This window comes from Enhygromyxa salina, from assembly GCF_000737335.2.
GTDB classification, from domain to species: domain Bacteria; phylum Myxococcota_A; class Polyangia; order Nannocystales; family Nannocystaceae; genus Plesiocystis; species Plesiocystis salina_C.
The window spans coordinates 1-2,631 of the sequence record NZ_JMCC02000241.1 but is presented as its reverse complement, the minus strand read 5'-3'; the positions used below and the strand labels follow the sequence as shown (position 1 = coordinate 2,631).

At 73.5% G+C, this 2,631-nt stretch carries 2 protein-coding genes; both read left to right on the top strand.

Translation table 11 applies throughout. The annotated features are described in order from the left end of the window. On the top strand, positions 1–1,754 hold a 1,754-nt coding region (locus tag DB30_RS40570), incomplete at its 5' end, for a methyltransferase (protein WP_146662929.1). Continuing rightward, positions 1,751–2,631: formyltransferase family protein (locus DB30_RS40565; protein ID WP_276204427.1), on the top strand; the 881-nt coding region annotated here is incomplete at its 3' end. The genes DB30_RS40570 and DB30_RS40565, both read left to right, overlap by 4 nt.

Sequence of the window (2,631 nt, the reverse complement as noted above, 5' to 3'; positions counted from 1 at the left end):
GGCGAAGCTGGCCAGGGCGATCGCAACGGCCTGGCGGCCGAGATCAGCCGGCTGAAGATCGGGCCTGCGCCGAGGGTGAGGCGCTGTGTATCGAGCTGCTCGCCGCGGTCCTCGCTCGCGCGGGGTTGTTCGCGGCGCTCGAGCGTCGGCCGCGGCGTGTCGAGCTCGGGCCGGCGCTCGGGGTCGTCGAGGATCACGCGGCGCTGTTCGAGCTGCAGCTCGACGGCCTCGTCGCCGCGGGCTACCTCGAGATCGAGGTCGAGGGTGAGCGCGTCGGGGTGGGTCCGAACCGCCCGCGCACCGAGCAGGAGCTGATCCGGGCGCTCGAGCGGCTCGCCGGACGTCAGGCCAGCGTCGCGGCCCTCGTCGGGCTGTCGCGCGAGTGCCTCGTGGCGATGCCGGGGATCCTCGTCGGTGAGGTCAACGCGATGGCGCTGCTGTTTCCGGGCGGCTCGCCCGAGCGGGTCGCGGCGCTCTACGGCGGCGACCCGCTGACCGAGAGCTGCAACCGCGAGGTCGCGCGTGTCGTCGTCGCCGAGGTCGAAGCTCGCCGGGCGATCGCACCCGAGGCCCGGGTCCGCGTGCTCGAGGTCGGCGCCGGCACGGGGGGCACGAGCGCGCCGGTGCTCGCGGCCCTCGCCGCGCACGCGGACGCTGTCGAGTACGTGTTCACCGACGTCTCGCGCGCCTTCGTCAGCAAGGGCCGCGCGCGCTTTGGCCCGAGCCATGGCCTCGCCCGCTTCGAGGTCCTCGACATCGAGGGCGAGCTCGAGGCCCAGGGCTTCGCGCTCGGGACCTACGACGTGGTGATCGGCGCCAACGTGTTCCACGCCACGCGCCGCCTCGCGTACACCGTGTCCCAAGCCAAGCGCTTGTTGCGGCGCGGGGGCGTGTTGGTGCTCAACGAGGGCACGCGTCACCAGCATCAGCTCGCGCAGATCTTCGGTCTCACGCCGGGCTGGTGGCTGTTCACGGACCCCGACCACCGGATCCCAGGATCGCCGCTCGCAACGGCGCGCCAGTGGCGGGACCTCCTGGCCAGCAGCGGCTTCGAGGCGATCGTCGCGCGGGCGCCGACGACCGCGACCGGGCCTGCCTTTCAATCTCTGATCGTGGGTCGCAGTGACGGCCTCGTGTCCCGCCCCGAGCGCGCGGCCCGGCCCGAGCCCGTGGCCGCCGCTGCGGCGAGTCACGGCGCCGTGCCGCGAGCCCCCGCGGGCGAGGCTGGGTCGGGCGCGCCAACGGAGCGAAGGGCGGGGACCCTCGAGCAAGTCACCGCCGTGTTCGCGCGGGTCTTGGAGATGACCCCCGCGCAGCTCGATCCCGATCTGACCTTCGAGAACTACGGCGTCGACTCGCTGGTCGTGCTCGAGCTGACCCGCGGCCTCGAGGCGCTCTACGGCGCGCTGCCAGCGACCTTGCTGTTCGAGCGGATCACGATGCGCCAGGTGGCCGACTGGCTCGCGGAGCGGGCGGACCCGGACCCGGCACCGAGCCCGGCGGTCGCGGCTGGGGTCCCGAGCTCGCGGGCCTCGGAGGCCGCGACCCGAGCGACCCCCGGGCCGCGCCCGGCGGTTGGCGACACGGGACCGTCGTCGACGCCGTCTCCGCCACCGGTCGACGCGGAGGCCCCGACACCGTCAAACGCAGAGGCCGAGCGCCTGCTCACTAGCTTGCCGGACAGCGTCGTCGACGCGCTGTTGTCCGAGCTGCTCAGCGGCCGTGAGTCGCTCCTCGAGGAGATCCAAGGATGAAGCCGAGCCCGTTTCGTTGCGTGGTCATCGGCGAGCAGGCGCTGCTCGTCGAGTGCACGAGGCTGCTGCTCGCGCGCGGCCACGAGGTCGTCGCGCTGGTCTCGCCCGAGGCCGAGCTGCGCCGCTGGGCCGAGGGGCAGGGCCTGCGCGCGGTCCCGTTCTCGCGCGAGCTTGCGACCGAGCTCGCCGAGCTCCGCTTCGACTACCTGTTCAGCATCGCCAACTTGCGCATCTTGCCAGCGGAGCTGCTCGGGCTGCCCAAGCGCCTGCCGATCAACTTCCACGACGGACCGCTGCCAAGGCACGCCGGCCTGTTCGCAACCAGCTGGGCGATCCTCGCTGGCGAGTCCGAGCACGGCGTCAGCTGGCACGTGATGAGCGAGGAGGCCGACGTGGGCGACATCCTCGTGCAGCGGCGCGTGGCCATGGCCCCGGGGATCACGGCGCACGAGCTCGACGTCGCCTGCTTCGACGCCGGGATCGAGTCGTTCTCCGAGCTGGTCGAGCAGCTCGCGGCCGGGACCGCGACGCGCCACCCCCAGCGGCTGGAGCTGCGCAGCTACCACGGCAAGTACGACGGTCCGCCGCGGGGGGGTCTGCTGAGCTGGCGGGCGCCGGCGGCTGAGCTCGACGCGCTCGTCCGCGCGACCAGCTTCGGGTCTCGGCGGCCGAACAGCTTCGGTCTCACGCTCGTCGCGCTCGACGAAGACGCGAGCGAGCTCCTCGTCGTCGAGGCCGCGCAGCTGGCAGCGGCGACGGCCGACGCGGCGCCGGGAGCCGTCGTCGAGCAGGGGGCCGAAGGTCTGCGGATCGCGGCCCTCGACGGCGACCTGCGGATCACGGCGCTGCGCGATCTGAGCGGCGCGGCCGTCGAGGA